Genomic DNA, 15,157 nt, shown 5'->3' on the forward strand with positions numbered 1-15,157 from the left:
TACGCTTTCCTCTTTCAGAGTCAACCCTAATTTTCAGGATTTTTTCTCTTTCTTCCCGGCCGCTGTGTGAAGTGAATCACTTGCGCCGTGTCGATGGAGGCGCATTATAGGGATCCGAGTTTTTTGCACAACCCCTTTTTTGATCTTTTCTTTCTGTTTGCACACTTTTCAGCCCTTCCGGATGGATCTTGTGCGATCAGGGCCATTTCCCGCAGGATCCGGCGCTGAGATTGGTTGTAATTCCATCGTCAGAGTCTAGTATTGCCGGTAAATATGATCCCGAGGTGAGGCAGCACTATGTCCGATGCAGTACGTTCTTATCTTCAATACACCCCTAAACTCGGTCAGCGCGTCCTGATCGATCCTTCCAGCGTCGTCATCGGCGACGTCGATCTGGCGGATGACGTCAGTATCTGGCCGCTGGTCGCCATCCGCGGCGACGTCAATGCGGTAAAGATCGGCGCACGCAGCAATATTCAGGACGGCAGCATACTGCACGTGACTCATCGCTCCGAACATAACCCTGACGGTTATCCCCTGCTGATTGGAGAAGACGTGACCGTGGGCCATAAAGCGATGCTGCACGGCTGCGCCATCGGCAACCGAGTGCTGGTCGGTATGGGATCAATCCTGTTGGACGGTGCAGTAATAGAAGACGACGTGATGATTGGCGCCGGCAGTTTAGTGGCGCCGGGCAAACGTCTGGCCAGCGGCTATCTCTATATGGGTAGCCCGGCACGCCAGATTCGGCCGTTAACCGCCGCCGAGTTGGAAGGGTTGCTTTATTCTTCGAACAACTATGTACGCTGGAAAGATGAATACCTGTCGGAAGACATCTGACAGCCCCCCGTTCCCTATAAAGAGAACGGGCGGGATTTATGCCGCCAGTTCGCTGCGCAGCTGGCGCAATACCGGCTCGATCTCTGGCATTACGCCGTGCCAAAGCAGGAAGGCATGCGCCGCCTGCCCCACCAGCATACCCAGCCCATCGGCATATTCCGTTGCCCCCTGCTTCTGCGCCCAGGCTAGAAACGGCGTGACGCCCTGCTGATAAAACATGTCATAGCAACGGGTTTGCGCGTTAACTACGCCCGCAGGCAACGCCGGGACCTCCCCGCTGATGCCGGACGCCGTCGCATTGATCACCAGATCGAACGCTTGCTGATCACATTGATCCATCGGCGCCGCCGAGATCTCCCCCAGATGCCGGAAAGCGTCGGCCAACTCTTGGGCCCGGCTGAAGGTACGGTTGGTGATTGTTAACCAGCAGCCGAAAGACAGCAGCGGCAGGATCACACCGCGCGCCGCACCGCCGGCGCCCACCAGCAGAATGCGATCCTGCGGCCGGATCAATTGCTGACGCTGCAGATCGGTCAGCAAACCGATGCCGTCGGTGTTATCCCCCAATAGATCGCCATTCGGCAACACCTTCAGAGTATTGACCGCACCAGCCATCGCTGCGCGCTCGCTCAGCTCAGAAGCGGCCGAATAAGCTCGCTCCTTGAAAGGCACCGTGACGTTCGCCCCCAGCCCTCCGGCATGAATAAACGCCTGCAGGCTGGTTTCAAAACCGTCCAGCGGCGCCAGCACTGTTCCATAAGGATGCTCAATGCCGGTCTGGGCAGCAAACAGCGCATGAATTCGCGGCGACTTGCTGTGGCCGATAGGGTTGCCAAATACCGCAAACTTCTCCATGCCTATTACCTCTAGCCCTGACGGATCTGTTCGCCGGTCAGAACATCTCTGATTTCGGAAGGATTAAGACGGCCGCCCACCTCGCCGGCCAATACTGGGAAAGCTTCGCCGAATTGCCGCGTAACCTCATCGGCACTGCGGCACGGCTCCAGCCCGCTGAGATTGGCGCTGGTCGACACCAGCGGCTTTCCGTACTGCCGGCACAGCAGCTGCACCAACGGATGATCGCTGACGCGCACCGCCAGCGAGCTGAAACGCCCGGTCAACAAACGCGGCGTCTCCGGGCGAGCAGGCAACACCCAGGTTACCGGCCCAGGCCAGCTGGCAAACATCGTCATGCGCTGCTGTTCGCTGAGCGCACTGTCGTCGATATAAGGTTTAAGCTGCGCATAGTCGGCGGCGATCAGGATCAGCCCCTTTTCCCACGGCCGCTGTTTCAGCGCCAGCAATGCATTGACCGCCTGTTCGCTGTCGGGATCGCAACCCAGGCCGAATACGGCTTCGGTAGGATAGGCAATCACCTGCTGTTGATGCAAAGCATCGATGATAGATAAAAGGTTCGGGCTTAATTCTGAGTTCATGATGTGATTATTCTGTAGTCGCGACGGGTTTTCCGCACAGCTTGCTGGCGCAGCACAGGACGGGCCCTTTTGCCGTGCGCTTTTCCATCAGCAGCGGATAATGGCAATAGGCGCATTCACCGGCGACAGGTTTAACATTGAGGGCGAACTGGCATTCCGGGTAACGATCGCAGGAATGAAAAACCTTGCCGTAACGCGACTTGCGCTGCAGCAGTTTGCCTTGGCCGCACTGCGGACAGGTAATGGCGGTTTCATCAGGCTTATCGATCACTTCAGTGTGATCGCATTGCGGATAATCGCTGCATCCGATAAACATGCCATAGCGCCCCTGGCGCAGCACCAACGTCGCCTGACACTTCGGGCACGGTTGCCCATCCAACACTTTGACGATATGCCCATCGGCCTGCGCTTTCAGCGGGCGAATATATTGGCATTCAGGATACTGGGAACAGCCGAGGAAGGGGCCGTGGCGACCGCTACGGATCACCAGCTCGGCCCCGCATTCCGGGCAGGGTTCATTTTGCCTGGCGGCAAAAATCGCGTTTTTTGTCATAACGTCTTCTATGCGCGTTATCGGCTCAATGCAGATAACCTTCGTTCACTTCAAACAACAGTTCTTCCATTTGCTGATAGGCGCTTTCATATCCGGGGATATTAAACAGCACCATCAACACGACCCATTTCAGATCTTCGAGATCGAATTCCGCATTATCCAAAGCCATAACGCGATCGATAACCATTTCACGGGTTTCGAGGTTCAATACCTGAATCTGTTCCAGGAACAGGAGAAAACCACGGCAGCCGGCGTCCAAACGCGCACCTTCCTCTTCGGTATAGATCCGCATTGCCAGCGGATCGGCATCCATAAAGTAAGGGGCATTTTGACCTTCTTGCAGGTCAGCCAACTTCTCAAGCCAATTCAACGCGTTGTAGATATCATCCCGATGAAACCCCGCCTGAACGAGATCATCGGTCAGTTGATCCTGATCGACGCGCATCTCTGGTTCATTGTGGATATAAGTTTCAAACAAGTACATGAGTACGTCGAACATGGCTTGCCCTCCTTATTCGGACATAGCCGCCGGGTACAGCTGCGATCCACCCTGCTAACTCCAGTTCGAGTAACTTGATTACCACCACTGGCACAGGTTGGCCGGCACGTTCAGCGACGACGTCAACAGGTGTCACCTCATCTCCTACGTTAGCCAACACATCGGCAAATGGCAATTCAACTTCAGCCTGCGACGCACAAATAGTTGTATTTTCGTTCAGTGACAGCCATTGAAGGCCGCTTCCCAGCAATTCGGCGATATCTTTCGGCCCGGTGACCAGATGCGCACCCTGCTGGATTAACCAATGCGTACCCTCACTCATCGGGTTTCCCAATGGCCCAGGCAAGGCGAACACCTCACGCCCCTGCTCCAACGCATAGCGAGCCGTCACCAAGGTACCGCTGCGCAGCGAAGCCTCTATGACCAGAACGCCCAGGCTGAGCCCGCTGATAATACGGTTACGGCGAGGAAAATGGTCGGCCAGAGGCAAGTCGGTGACTAAATGATCTGAAATCACAGCGCCGCCCTGCTCGACTATCTGCTCCGCGAGCCGGCGGTGCCGGCGCGGATAGATATTGCCCTGCCCGCTACCCAACACCGCAATCGTGCAGCCACCGGCCGCCAGCGCCGCACGATGGCAAATACCGTCGATGCCGATAGCCAGACCGCTGGTGATGGTGAAGCCGCAACGCGCCAATTCCTCGGCAAAATGGTTAGCCCAATGTTCGCCGTAGTGGCTGAACTGCCGGCTGCCAACCATGGCGAGCTGCGGGTGCAACAACGCCTGAGGATCGCCCTCGATCAGCAAAAATAGCGGCGCATCGTCGATCTGGGCCAGGCGTTCGGGATAGCCGGCCGCCCCATAGTTCAGCATACGGTGCGCCGGCAGCTCCAACCAACGCAGGCTGGCCGACAGATAACCGGGATCCAACTGGTTGAACTGCGTCTGCTGCCGTTCGTTCAATCCCAGCTCATGCAGCACGCGGCGAGGCTCGCAACCCATTTGCGATAGCTGCTGCACGATCCGGCTGGCCACGACGGTCTGTAGCCCCGTTACCCCTCGCATCCGTAAAGCGATCTCTTCCGGCCGCATCGTCTGTTCCCTCAGCAAAAACGGTGGTATTACCAATCTGAGCAATTGGTGCACAATGCTGTCAATCAGGTCGGGAAATGTCTAGAATAGAGGTTAAACCTCGTTCATTACTCGGATACAGATCTAAAGATATATGTCAGTCTTGCAGGTATTACATTTCCCAGACGAGCGTCTGCGCAAAGTCGCAGCGCCGGTAAAAGAAGTCAATGCAGATATCCAGCGCATCGTGGATGATATGTTTGAAACCATGTACGCAGAGGAAGGCATTGGCTTGGCTGCGACTCAGGTGGATATCCATCAGCGCATTATCGTGATCGACGTCTCCGAGAATCGCGATCAGCGCCTGGTGCTGATCAACCCGGAGCTGCTGGAAAAAAGCGGCGAAACCGGCATCGAGGAAGGCTGTCTTTCCATTCCCGAGCAGCGTGCGTTAGTGCCGCGCGCCGCGCAGGTGAAGATCCGCGCACTGGATCGTGAAGGCAAACCTTTCGAACTGGAAGCGGACGACCTGTTGGCGATCTGCATCCAGCACGAGATGGATCACCTGATGGGCAAACTGTTCGTCGATTACCTGTCGCCGCTCAAGCGTCAGCGCATTCGTCAGAAACTGGAAAAAATGGCCAAGCTTCAAGCCCGCGCCTAACCGATCAGGAAATCAACGTGTCTGACTCTTTACGGATTATTTTCGCCGGAACACCAGACTTCGCAGCGCGTCATCTTGACGCGCTGTTGTCATCTGAGCACCAGATTGTCGGCGTTTTTACCCAGCCCGACCGCCCGGCAGGCCGCGGCAACAAGCTGACGCACAGCCCGGTCAAAGTGCTGGCCGAGCAGCACCAACTGCCGGTATTTCAGCCCAAATCGCTGCGTCCCGAAGAGAGCCAGCGCCTGGTGGCCGATCTCAACGCCGACGTGATGGTGGTAGTGGCCTACGGGCTGATCCTGCCGCAGGCGGTGCTGGATATGCCGCGTCTCGGTTGCATCAACGTACATGGCTCGCTGCTGCCTCGCTGGCGCGGCGCGGCGCCGATCCAGCGTTCGCTCTGGGCCGGTGACAGCGAAACCGGCGTGACCATCATGCAGATGGACGTCGGTCTCGATACCGGTGACATGATGCACAAGATTGCTTGCCCGATTGAGAGCAGCGATACCAGCGCCAGTCTCTACGACAAGCTGGCACAGCTCGGCCCGCAGGGCATGTTGACTACGCTGCACCACATGGCAGACGGCAGCGCCACCCGCGAAGTTCAGGATGAAGCGCTGGTCACCTACGCCGAGAAACTGAGCAAAGAAGAAGCTCGTCTGGACTGGACACTGTCCGCCGCACAGCTGGAGCGCTGCATCCGCGCCTTCAACCCTTGGCCGGTCAGCTATTTCACCATCGACGATCAACCGGTGAAAGTGTGGCAGGCCAGCGTACTGGCGCAAAGCGCCAACGCGGAGCCAGGCACCGTTGTCCATGCCGACAAGCACGGTATTCAGGTGGCGACTGCCGACGGTATCCTCAACCTGATCCAACTGCAGCCCGCCGGCAAGAAACCGATGTTGGCGCAAGACCTATTAAATTCACGTCGTGAATGGTTTACCCCGGGTAACCGGCTGTAAGTCACCCCACAGCCCGGCCGTTCATCGTCGGGCCGTTATTTTCTTAATGCCGATCGTTATCAGCTTCAGCCTATGAAAAATAATTACAATCTCCGCAGCATCGCTGCCAAAGCCATCGGCCAGGTACTGGATCAAGGGCAGTCGCTAAGCACTGTCCTGCCGACACTGCAAACCTCCATCAGCGATAAAGACCGCGGGTTGCTGCAGGAACTGTGCTTCGGCACGTTACGTGTACTGCCGCAGCTTGAATGGTGTATTCAACAATTGATGGCCAAGCCGCTGACCGGCAAGCAGCGTACGCTGCACTATTTGCTGATGGTCGGCTTGTATCAGCTGTTGTATACCCGTATCCCGGCGCATGCCGTGCTGGCAGAAACCGTGGAAGGCGCGGTAGCGCTGAAACGCCCGCAGTTGAAAGGCCTGATTAACGGTGTCTTGCGGCAGTTCCAGCGCCAGCAGGAAGAGCTGCTACAGCGCGCTGCCAACAACGACAGCCGCTATCTGCACCCGAGCTGGTTGCTGAAACGCATTCAACAAGCTTATCCCGCCAACTGGGAACAGATCGTCGACGCCAATAACCAGAAGCCACCAATGTGGCTGCGCGTCAACCGCCTGCATCACAGCCGCGAAGCTTACCTACAGCTGTTGACCGACACCGGCATCGCCGCGGAGCCTCATGCAGACTATGCCGACGCAGTGCGGTTGCTGGCGCCTTGCGCCGTGGCCGATCTACCTGGGTTCGCCGACGGCTGGGTCACCGTGCAAGATGCCTCAGCTCAGGGCTGTGTCGATCTGTTGGATCCGCAAGATGGCGAACAGATCCTCGATTTGTGCGCCGCTCCTGGCGGCAAAACCACGCATATTCTGGAAGCGGCGCCGAAAGCGCACGTCATGGCCGTCGATATCGACGAACAGCGTCTGGCACGGGTGAAGGAAAACCTGCAGCGCCTGCGTTTGCACGCAGAAGTTAAGCTGGGCGATGGCCGCACTCCGCAACAATGGTGCGGTGACAAACAGTTCGACCGTATCCTGTTGGACGCGCCTTGTTCCGCTACCGGCGTGATCCGCCGTCACCCCGACATCAAATGGCTACGCCGCGATCGCGACATCGCCGAACTCGCCGCGCTTCAGGCCGAGATCCTGGAAGCCGTCTGGCCGCATCTGAAATCGGGCGGCGTGATGGTTTACGCCACCTGCTCTATCCTGCCGGATGAAAACAGCAGCCAGATCGCCGCGTTCTTGCAGCGCCACGCCGATGCCACGCTGGTTGAAACCGGCGATGCGCAGCGGCCAGGGCGGCAGAATATCCCGCATCCCGAGGACGGCGATGGCTTCTTTTACGCTAAGCTGATTAAAATGTAATTCTTCAGGGCGTGCTCGCGCGCCCTGAGTCTTTCAGTGTGAAGCAGAGAACACGATGAAAATAATTATTCTTGGTGCCGGTCAGGTTGGCGGGACGCTGGCGGAAAACCTGGTGGGTGAAAACAACGACATCACCGTCGTCGATACCGATTCCGGCCGGTTACGTCAGCTGCAGGATAAATTCGATCTTCGGGTGGTTCAGGGGCATGGTTCCCACCCTCGAGTGCTGCGCGAAGCCGGCGCAGAAGACGCCGACATGCTGGTTGCCGTCACCAACTCTGACGAAACCAACATGATCGCCTGCCAGATCGCCTATTCTCTGTTTAATACTCCCAACCGTATCGCCCGCATCCGCGCGCCGGAATACATCCGCGAGTCGGAGAAACTGTTCCTGCCGGAAGCGGTGCCAATCGACCATCTGATTTCGCCGGAGCAGCTGGTCATTGACTATATCTACAAGCTGATTGAGTACCCCGGGGCCCTGCAGGTGGTCAACTTCGCAGAAGGCAAGGTCAGCATCGCCGCGGTTAAAGCCTATTACGGCGGCCCGCTGGTCGGCAATGCGCTCTCTTCAATGCGCGAACACATGCCGCATATTGACACCCGCGTCGCCGCTATTTTCCGCCAGGATCGGCCGATCCGTCCGCAAGGCTCGACCATTATCGAAGCCGGTGATGAAGTGTTCTTCGTCGCCGCCTCACAGCACATCCGCGCGGTGATGAGCGAACTGCAGCGGCTGGAAAAACCGTATAAGCGCATCATGATCGTCGGCGGCGGCAACGTCGGCGCCGGCCTGGCCGCCAAACTAGAAAAAGACTACAACGTCAAACTGATCGAGCGGAATCAGCAACGCGCCGCCGAACTCGCCGAACAGCTGCACGATACCATCGTGTTCTACGGCGATGCCTCCGATCAGGAACTGCTGGCCGAAGAGCACGTCGAGCAGGTGGATGTTTTCATCGCCATCACCAACGACGATGAGGCCAACATCATGTCCGCCATGCTGGCTAAGCGCATGGGCGCCAAGAAGGTAATGGTATTGATCCAGCGCCGCGCCTATGTCGATCTGGTGCAGGGCAGCGTGATTGATATCGCCATTTCGCCGCAGCAGGCGACCATCTCCGCCCTGTTGGGGCACGTGCGCAAAGCGGATATCGTCAGCGTTTCGTCGCTGCGCCGCGGCGTGGCGGAAGCGATCGAGGCGATTGCCCACGGCGATGAAAGCACGTCCAAAGTGGTCGGCCGCATCGTCGAAGATATCAAGTTGCCACCGGGGACGACCATCGGTGCGATCGTGCGTGGCGACGACGTGATCATTGCCAACGGCAATAGCAAAATCGAACAGGGCGATCACGTCATCATGTTTATTACCGACAAGAAATTCGTGCCTGACGTTGAACGCTTGTTCCAACCGAGCCCGTTCTTCTTGTAGAACGAATTTATTTGGCTATGGTCTATAATCGCGTGGTTGTTCTCTGCCTTGGGAGGAGATAAAACTTCTCTCCTTTTGTGGCAAAGGGAAATTGCTTTGTTAAACTTGAGTTATTAATTCTGCAAGGGGTGCGTTCTATGAGTATGTTGAAAGAGTTTCGCGAATTTGCCATGCGTGGCAACGTGGTCGATCTGGCCGTCGGTGTGATTATCGGTGCCGCATTCGGCAAGATCGTTTCGTCCTTCGTGGCTGATATCATCATGCCACCGCTGGGCTTACTGATCGGCGGCGTCGACTTTAAACAGTTCCATCTGGTATTACGTGAAGCTCAGGGCGCCGTACCGGCGGTGGTAATGAACTACGGTTCATTCATCCAAACCGTATTCGACTTCGTGATTGTCGCCTTCGCCATCTTCCTGGCGATTAAATTGATGAACAAAATGCGCCGCAAACAAGAAGAAGCGCCCGCAGCGCCGCCGGCACCTACCGCAGAAGAGAAACTGCTGACGGAAATCCGTGATTTGCTGAGCCAGCAACAGCAGCCAAAACTGTAAGACAGCGTTTGGTTATGCCAATAAAAAGCCACCTGATGAAGGTGGCTTTTTTAATACTTAAAACCAGAAGGCCAGTGGTAAATTATCGCTTGATAGTTTACCACTGGCCTCCCAGTTACCGCCTTTGTTGTGTTTTTCTTTACGCCGATAGCTGCCTTTACCTTTCACATTCTTTTCTACCCGCTGACGGAATAGAGGATCATGCAGCAGCGCCTCAATGGCGTTATCTTGAATCTGGCCTTTGGTGTGACGATATTTCGTCATGATAATGCTCCTGTAAAATATGAGGGATAAAACGGGGCGATAATACTGCCGGCAATATAAAAATTAAAGTGCCGTCAGCAACCTTTTTTGCCTTTGTCATCGCTGGCGCCCTGTTCCAAAGCTTCCAGGATCGAACAATAATTGCTGGTATGGGCAGTGCCACAGCAGGCGTCGCTCAGCCGCTTCAACGATTCACGCATACGCGTCAGCTCAGCCAACTTGCTTTCCACTTCGCTCAGGCGCGCATCAACGATCGACTTTGACTCCTGGCAGGTATGATGCTCAGGATCGACGCGGATCGACAGCAGCTCAGCGATCGTTTCCAGAGTAAATCCCAACTGCTTAGCATAGCGAATAAAGCGCAGCCGTTGAAGATCCTGCTCGGTGTAGAGTCGATAACCGCCCTCGGTGCGGACATTGTGATCCATCATGCCCTGCTTTTCATAGTAACGCACGGTATCAGGCGTTACTTCGGCAAGCTTGGCCAACTGACCTATCTTGAACATTACTGCTCCTCTCGGGTGAACTTGCCATCCAGTGCGCATTGATATTCACCATGCAAGAAATCCGTGCTCATCCCAGCCTGACGCAATCGATGTTCCAACAGCAACATGCGCTTGCTGAGATCGACATAGTCTGGATGCTCACTGTTGATCCCTTGCAGTAAGCGAGCAACAGTTAGCGCCTCTTTGCGATCTTCCAGTTCCGGTGGCAAGTAACCGGCATTTTTCAGCAGACGGTAACCGGCGCGCAGTTCAGCCGGCACCGCGCTATCGTCTTCCAGCGCTAATGGTTGTCCCTGGCCGGGCAAATTGTCGAACTCGCCTTTATCTTGGGCATCAAGGATATGACGTTCCGCCCATTGATCGAGCAACCCCATGGCAAACAGCCTCGGTTAGCCTAATGATTAAGCCTTAGCATAGCGGATAGGGGCGAGGATCTTAAGCACAGCGGGGGAATTGCGCACATTTGGCTGGATTTGGACGTAAAAAAACCGGGCAAGCCCGGTTTTTTTACGCGTCTACAGATTACTCTGCAGTTGCCACTTCTGCTTGAGACTCAGCACGATCAACCAGCTCGATGTATGCCATCGGCGCGTTGTCGCCTGCGCGGAAGCCACACTTCAGAATGCGAGTGTAACCACCGGCACGGCTCGCGAAACGCGGGCCCAGCTCGTTAAACAGTTTTGCCACGATCTCGTTATCACGAGTACGGGCGAATGCCAGACGACGATTAGCTACGCTGTCGGTCTTGGCAAGAGTAATCAGCGGCTCAACAACGCGACGCAGCTCTTTTGCTTTTGGCAGGGTCGTCTTGATGATCTCATGACGAACCAAAGAGCCGGCCATGTTACGGAACATAGCCTGGCGATGGCTGCTGTTACGGTTCAGTTGACGACCACTCTTACGATGGCGCATGACCTTATCCTTCTCAGTAAAACCTTAACCTGTGATCCGGTTACTCGTCAGCAATGCTTGCCGGCGGCCAGTTTTCCAGGCGCATGCCCAGAGACAGACCACGTGAGGCCAGCACGTCTTTAATCTCGGTAAGAGATTTTTTACCCAGGTTTGGCGTTTTCAGCAACTCAACCTCGGTACGCTGTACCAGATCACCGATGTAGTGGATAGCTTCTGCCTTGAGGCAGTTAGCAGAGCGGACAGTCAATTCCAGATCGTCAACAGGGCGCAGCAAGATCGGATCGAACTCTGGTTTCTCTTCTTTAACTTCCGGCTGACGTACATCACGCAGGTCAACGAAAGCTTCAAGTTGTTCAGCCAGAATGGTGGCCGCACGGCGGATCGCCTCTTCAGGATCGATCGTGCCATTGGTCTCCATCTCGATGACCAGCTTATCCAAGTCAGTACGCTGTTCTACACGCGCAGCTTCAACATTGTAGGCGATACGCTCTACAGGGCTGTAGCAGGCGTCAACCAACAGACGACCGATTGGGCGCTCATCTTCTTCCGAATGAATTCGGGCAGAAGCCGGCACATAACCGCGACCGCGCTGAACTTTGATACGCATGCTGATAGCCGCGTTCTCATCAGTCAGGTGGCAAATCACGTGCTGAGGCTTGACGATTTCGACATCACCATCATGGGTGATGTCGGCAGCGGTCACAGGGCCAATGCCAGATTTATTCAGGGTAAGAATAACTTCGTCTTTGCCTTGAACTCTCACCGCCAGCCCTTTCAGGTTGAGCAGGATCTCCAGGATATCTTCCTGTACGCCTTCTTTGGTGCTGTACTCATGCAGTACACCATCAATCTCAACCTCGGTCACCGCGCAACCCGGCATAGATGAAAGCAGAATACGGCGCAGTGCGTTGCCAAGAGTATGGCCAAAGCCACGCTCTAAAGGCTCAAGGGTCACCTTGGCGTGCGTCGAACTGACTTGCTCGATATCTACCAGGCGCGGTTTTAGAAACTCTGTCACAGAACCCTGCATTGTGTCCTCTCTTTGGTACTAAGCTTTACTTGGAGTAAAGCTCGACGATCAGGTGTTCGTTAATGTCCGCAGACAGATCGGTACGTTCAGGCATACGCTTGAACACGCCTTCCATCTTAGCAGCATCAACTTCCAGCCAAGTCGGCTTTTCACGCTGCTCAGCCAGCTCCAGAGAAGCTTTAACACGAGACTGCTTTTTAGCTTTCTCGCGGATGCTGACTACGTCATTCGGAGATACCTGATAAGAAGCGATGTTAACAACGTGACCGTTTACCATAACTGCTTTGTGGCTAACCAGCTGACGTGACTCTGCACGAGTAGCGCCGAAGCCCATACGGTAAACAACGTTGTCCAGACGACCTTCCAGCAGCTGCAACAGGTTTTCACCGGTGTTGCCCTTCAGGCGGGTTGCTTCTTTGTAATAGTTACGGAATTGACGCTCCAGAATGCCGTACATACGGCGAACTTTCTGCTTCTCACGCAACTGAACACCGTAATCAGACAGACGCGGTTTACGCGCACCGTGCTGACCAGGTGCTTGTTCAATTTTACACTTGGAATCGATCGCGCGAACGCCAGACTTAAGGAACAGGTCTGTGCCCTCACGACGGCTCAGCTTGAGCTTAGGACCCAAATATCTTGCCATTTTCTTTCTCCAACAATCCTAAAAGCTGCGTTACACGCGGCGCTTTTTCGGCGGACGACAACCGTTATGAGGGATCGGAGTCACATCAGTAATATTAGTGATGCGGAAACCAGCCGCGTTCAGAGCGCGGATAGTAGACTCACGACCAGGACCAGGTCCTTTAACCATAACTTCCAGGTTCTTGATACCGTATTCTTTTACTGCGTCGGCACAACGTTCTGCTGCAACCTGTGCTGCGAACGGAGTGGACTTACGAGAACCACGGAAACCGGAACCACCGGCTGTTGCCCAACCCAAAGCATTACCCTGACGATCAGTGATGGTAACGATGGTGTTGTTGAAAGAAGCATGGATATGAGCCACGCCGTCAGAGACTTGCTTTCTTACACGCTTACGTGTACGAACAGGTGCCTTTGCCATTATTCAATAACCCCGATTATTTCTTGATCGGCTTGCGCGGACCCTTACGGGTACGAGCGTTGGTCTTGGTGCGCTGACCGCGTACCGGCAGACCACGACGATGACGCAAACCACGATAGCAACCAAGGTCCATAAGACGCTTGATGCTCAGGGTAATTTCACGACGCAAATCACCCTCAACGGTGTATTTGGCAACTGCATCACGAAGCTTTTCGATTTGCTCTTCAGACAGCTCACTGATCTTAACATTTTCAGCAATACCCGTGGATGCACAGATAGCCTGTGAACGGGTTTTACCGATACCGAAGATCGACGTTAAGGCGATAACGGTATGTTTATGATCAGGAATGTTAATGCCTGCTATACGGGCCACTATGCACTCCTACTATTTTATACAGCAACACCATTCTGAAAAGCCCGTTTTCAGGATACTCAAATAATGTTGCAGTGCGACATACAAAAGATTGGCTGGCTAATCTAGCCAGCTCAACCCAACTTTGCAAGAAAAATATGCGAGATAATCAGCCTTGACGCTGTTTATGCTTCGGCTCGGCGCTGCAAATCACACGAACGACACCGTTACGCTTAACGATTTTGCAGTTACGACATAATTTCTTGACGGAAGCACGAACTTTCATTTTTACTCTCCGTAACTTCTCAAACGAATCTGACTAGCGGTTATAGCCTTTCAGATTTGCTTTCTTCAATGCAGACTCGTACTGACTTGACATCATCAGAGTTTGCACTTGAGCCATAAAGTCCATGATGACGACAACCACGATCAGTAGCGAGGTACCACCAAAGTAGAATGGTACTTTCATTGCATCACGCATGAACTCCGGGATCAGGCAGATGAAAGTAATGTACATCGCGCCCACCAGGGTTAAACGCGTCATTACTTTATCGATATACTTCGCCGTTTGCTCTCCCGGACGAATTCCTGGTACGAAGGCACCGGACTTCTTCAGGTTATCTGCTGTCTCACGCGGGTTGAAAACCAACGCCGTGTAGAAGAAACAGAAGAAGATGATTGCAGACGCATAGAGTAACACATAAAGCGGTTGCCCTGGCTGCAAATACAGCGAAATCGTAGTCAGCCAGTTCCAACCGGTACCGCCCCCAAACCATGATGCAATCGTGGCCGGGAACAGAATAATGCTGGAAGCGAAAATCGCCGGGATAACACCCGCCATGTTCACTTTCAACGGTAAATGTGTACTCTGTGCTGCATAAACACGACGACCTTGTTGACGCTTCGCATAGTTAACGACGATACGACGTTGACCACGCTCGATGAAAACAACGAAGAAGGTTACTGCAAACACCAATACTGCAACCAACAGCAGCAGGAGGAAGTGCAGGTCGCCTTGCCGCGCTTGCTCGATAGTATGGGCCACTGCCGGCGGGAGCCCCGCTACAATACCCGCGAAGATAATGATCGAGATACCGTTGCCGATACCGCGCTCAGTAATCTGCTCACCCAGCCACATCAGGAACATTGTCCCGGTTACCAGGCTCACAACCGCAGTAAAGTAGAATGCAAAGCCTGGATTTAACACCAGGCCCTGCATACCAGGCATATTCGGCAGACCGGTAGCAATACCAATCGACTGGAATATGGCCAATACCAGCGTACCGTAACGGGTGTACTGGCTAATCTTGCGACGGCCAGCCTCCCCTTCTTTCTTGATTTCCGCCAACGCTGGATGAACCACCGTCAGCAGCTGGATAATGATCGATGCCGAGATATACGGCATGATCCCCAGAGCAAAGATAGAAGCACGGCTGAGGGCACCACCAGAGAACATGTTAAACATTTCAATGATAGTGCCTCTCTGCTGCTCAAGCAATTTGGCAAGCACAGTGGCATCGATACCAGGAATCGGAATGAAAGAGCCGATGCGGAAGACAATCAGCGCGCCGATGACAAACAAAAGTCTGCGCTTCAGCTCGCCGAGCCCGCCTTTAGCACTTTGAAAATCTAATCCTGGTTGCTTAGCCATCT

General features: G+C 54.6%; 21 protein-coding genes. 6 read left to right on the forward strand and 15 right to left on the reverse strand.

What is annotated here, in order from left to right:
• Nucleotides 1–297: 297 nt before the first annotated feature.
• The gene (locus GUC32_RS22405; protein ID WP_369435440.1) at nucleotides 298–840 is read left to right on the forward strand and encodes a gamma carbonic anhydrase family protein; all 543 of its coding nucleotides are present in this window, start codon (nucleotides 298–300) and stop codon (nucleotides 838–840) included.
• A gap of 36 nt (nucleotides 841–876) precedes the next feature.
• Here the strand turns inward: GUC32_RS22405 and aroE are convergent, their stop codons facing one another.
• Genes aroE through dprA form a run of 5 tightly spaced genes read right to left on the reverse strand, consistent with a single transcriptional unit; the run spans nucleotide 877 to nucleotide 4,421 of the window.
• Entirely contained in the window at nucleotides 877–1,695 is an 819-nt protein-coding gene (aroE, locus tag GUC32_RS22410) for a shikimate dehydrogenase (RefSeq protein ID WP_089181393.1), read from the reverse strand.
• Nucleotides 1,696–1,706: 11 nt separating this feature from the next.
• On the reverse strand, nucleotides 1,707–2,276 hold the full coding sequence (gene tsaC, locus GUC32_RS22415) for an L-threonylcarbamoyladenylate synthase type 1 TsaC (RefSeq protein WP_043138821.1): 570 nt from the start codon (nucleotides 2,274–2,276) through the stop codon (nucleotides 1,707–1,709).
• A gap of 7 nt (nucleotides 2,277–2,283) precedes the next feature.
• The gene (locus tag GUC32_RS22420; protein ID WP_025304489.1) at nucleotides 2,284–2,829 is read right to left on the reverse strand and encodes a type I DNA topoisomerase; all 546 of its coding nucleotides are present in this window, start codon (nucleotides 2,827–2,829) and stop codon (nucleotides 2,284–2,286) included.
• Nucleotides 2,830–2,854: 25 nt separating this feature from the next.
• The gene (smg, locus tag GUC32_RS22425; protein WP_369435441.1) at nucleotides 2,855–3,328 is read right to left on the reverse strand and encodes a DUF494 family protein Smg; all 474 of its coding nucleotides are present in this window, start codon (nucleotides 3,326–3,328) and stop codon (nucleotides 2,855–2,857) included.
• The gene (dprA, locus tag GUC32_RS22430; RefSeq protein WP_369435442.1) at nucleotides 3,300–4,421 is read right to left on the reverse strand and encodes a DNA-protecting protein DprA; all 1,122 of its coding nucleotides are present in this window, start codon (nucleotides 4,419–4,421) and stop codon (nucleotides 3,300–3,302) included. Before dprA ends, smg begins: the two co-directional genes overlap by 29 nt.
• A 133-nt stretch (nucleotides 4,422–4,554) precedes the next feature.
• On the opposite strand from dprA, the gene def reads away from it, so the two are divergent.
• From def to mscL, 5 genes are all read left to right on the forward strand, one after another.
• Nucleotides 4,555–5,064, forward strand: a complete 510-nt coding sequence (def, locus tag GUC32_RS22435; RefSeq protein WP_015379260.1) for a peptide deformylase — start codon at nucleotides 4,555–4,557, stop codon at nucleotides 5,062–5,064.
• A 17-nt stretch (nucleotides 5,065–5,081) separates the two neighbouring features.
• Complete coding sequence (fmt, locus tag GUC32_RS22440; RefSeq protein ID WP_369435443.1) at nucleotides 5,082–6,026, forward strand: methionyl-tRNA formyltransferase; 945 nt, start codon at nucleotides 5,082–5,084, stop codon at nucleotides 6,024–6,026.
• Nucleotides 6,027–6,098: 72 nt separating this feature from the next.
• Complete coding sequence (gene rsmB / locus GUC32_RS22445) at nucleotides 6,099–7,388, forward strand: 16S rRNA (cytosine(967)-C(5))-methyltransferase RsmB (RefSeq protein ID WP_369435444.1); 1,290 nt, start codon at nucleotides 6,099–6,101, stop codon at nucleotides 7,386–7,388.
• 55 nt (nucleotides 7,389–7,443) lie between these two features.
• Nucleotides 7,444–8,820: a Trk system potassium transporter TrkA gene (gene trkA, locus GUC32_RS22450; RefSeq protein ID WP_004929716.1), complete on the forward strand. Its 1,377-nt coding sequence runs from the start codon at nucleotides 7,444–7,446 to the stop codon at nucleotides 8,818–8,820.
• Nucleotides 8,821–8,957: 137 nt separating this feature from the next.
• Nucleotides 8,958–9,374 (forward strand): large-conductance mechanosensitive channel protein MscL, encoded by a 417-nt coding sequence (gene mscL, locus GUC32_RS22455; protein WP_025304493.1) that lies wholly within the window; start codon nucleotides 8,958–8,960, stop codon nucleotides 9,372–9,374.
• A 57-nt stretch (nucleotides 9,375–9,431) separates the two neighbouring features.
• Here the strand turns inward: mscL and GUC32_RS22460 are convergent, their stop codons facing one another.
• From GUC32_RS22460 to secY, 10 genes are all read right to left on the reverse strand, one after another.
• Complete coding sequence (locus GUC32_RS22460) at nucleotides 9,432–9,638, reverse strand: alternative ribosome-rescue factor A (RefSeq protein ID WP_033639242.1); 207 nt, start codon at nucleotides 9,636–9,638, stop codon at nucleotides 9,432–9,434.
• A 74-nt stretch (nucleotides 9,639–9,712) separates the two neighbouring features.
• Nucleotides 9,713–10,144 carry a Zn(2+)-responsive transcriptional regulator gene (gene zntR, locus GUC32_RS22465; protein ID WP_016930321.1) on the reverse strand — a complete coding sequence of 144 codons (432 nt, stop codon included), beginning with the start codon at nucleotides 10,142–10,144 and terminating at the stop codon, nucleotides 9,713–9,715.
• A complete protein-coding gene (locus GUC32_RS22470) occupies nucleotides 10,144–10,518 on the reverse strand; it encodes a DUF1992 domain-containing protein (RefSeq protein WP_049208531.1) in 375 nt (124 codons plus the stop codon). The genes zntR and GUC32_RS22470 overlap by 1 nt, the downstream gene beginning before the upstream one ends.
• Before the next feature lie 148 nt (nucleotides 10,519–10,666).
• Complete coding sequence (gene rplQ, locus GUC32_RS22475; protein WP_004929726.1) at nucleotides 10,667–11,056, reverse strand: 50S ribosomal protein L17; 390 nt, start codon at nucleotides 11,054–11,056, stop codon at nucleotides 10,667–10,669.
• Between the two features lie 40 nt (nucleotides 11,057–11,096).
• Nucleotides 11,097–12,086, reverse strand: coding sequence for a DNA-directed RNA polymerase subunit alpha (gene rpoA, locus GUC32_RS22480; protein WP_002919219.1), 990 nt, complete (start codon nucleotides 12,084–12,086; stop codon nucleotides 11,097–11,099).
• A 25-nt stretch (nucleotides 12,087–12,111) separates the two neighbouring features.
• Nucleotides 12,112–12,732, reverse strand: a complete 621-nt coding sequence (rpsD, locus tag GUC32_RS22485) for a 30S ribosomal protein S4 (protein ID WP_025304496.1) — start codon at nucleotides 12,730–12,732, stop codon at nucleotides 12,112–12,114.
• Between the two features lie 30 nt (nucleotides 12,733–12,762).
• Nucleotides 12,763–13,152, reverse strand: a complete 390-nt coding sequence (gene rpsK, locus GUC32_RS22490; RefSeq protein WP_004929731.1) for a 30S ribosomal protein S11 — start codon at nucleotides 13,150–13,152, stop codon at nucleotides 12,763–12,765.
• A gap of 16 nt (nucleotides 13,153–13,168) precedes the next feature.
• Nucleotides 13,169–13,525 (reverse strand): 30S ribosomal protein S13, encoded by a 357-nt coding sequence (gene rpsM / locus GUC32_RS22495; protein ID WP_004929734.1) that lies wholly within the window; start codon nucleotides 13,523–13,525, stop codon nucleotides 13,169–13,171.
• Between the two features lie 148 nt (nucleotides 13,526–13,673).
• Nucleotides 13,674–13,790, reverse strand: coding sequence for a 50S ribosomal protein L36 (gene rpmJ / locus GUC32_RS22500; protein WP_002227352.1), 117 nt, complete (start codon nucleotides 13,788–13,790; stop codon nucleotides 13,674–13,676).
• 33 nt (nucleotides 13,791–13,823) lie between these two features.
• Nucleotides 13,824–15,155, reverse strand: coding sequence for a preprotein translocase subunit SecY (gene secY, locus GUC32_RS22505; protein ID WP_004929740.1), 1,332 nt, complete (start codon nucleotides 15,153–15,155; stop codon nucleotides 13,824–13,826).
• Nucleotides 15,156–15,157 lie beyond the last annotated feature (2 nt).

This window comes from Serratia sp. NGAS9 (assembly GCF_009905295.1).
In the GTDB taxonomy this organism is placed as follows: Bacteria; Pseudomonadota; Gammaproteobacteria; order Enterobacterales; family Enterobacteriaceae; genus Serratia; species Serratia bockelmannii.